The sequence below is a fragment of the Paraburkholderia sp. BCC1876 genome, assembly GCF_902833695.1.
In the GTDB taxonomy this organism is placed as follows: domain Bacteria; phylum Pseudomonadota; class Gammaproteobacteria; order Burkholderiales; family Burkholderiaceae; genus Paraburkholderia.
The window spans coordinates 1-545 of the sequence record NZ_CADFGI010000047.1 but is presented as its reverse complement, the minus strand read 5'-3'; the positions used below and the strand labels follow the sequence as shown (position 1 = coordinate 545).

Below are 545 nucleotides of genomic sequence, written 5' to 3'. Positions count from 1 at the left end.
CCTCGACGAGATGGACGCGGCTGTCGCGCGTGAGCGCGCTGCGCCGGTACAGCGCGGCATAGGCGGCGGCCGAGTCGGGCGCGTGCAGCAGGGCGAGCTGGCCGCCCGCGTCGCTGCCGTCGAAGGCCTTGGCCAGGGCCTGGGCGGCGCGGAAGGCCACCGCGGCGCCGAGCCGGGCATGGCCGTCGACGATCAGCGTGGCGCTCACGCGCATCGCCTCGCCCACCACGCGCTTGGCCGCGAAGCGGCCGTCGTCGACGCTCGGCTCGACACGCTCGATCGCGATCCGGTCGGCCTCGAGCGCGGCGGCCAGCGCTTCCTGGGCGGCCGAGCGGGCGCGGCGGCGCGGGGCGGTGTCGGCTTGCGCCTGCACGGAGCGGCCGGCGTCGTCCCGGGCGTCTTTCGTATCCTTGGCGCCCTTGGCGGGCTTGCCGTTCTTGCTCGCCTCGGCGCTCTTGCCGCCGTCCTTGGGTTCCTTGCCGGGCTTGACCGGCTTGGCGCGCGCCGCGCGCAGCAGGCTCACGCCGCCGGGCATCAGCGCCAGC

At 76.7% G+C, this 545-nt stretch carries 1 protein-coding gene; it reads right to left on the bottom strand.

Annotated elements, in window-relative coordinates:
* A partial coding sequence (locus tag HWY05_RS37680; protein WP_176061482.1) for a maltotransferase domain-containing protein occupies positions 1-545 on the bottom strand: 545 nt, incomplete at both ends.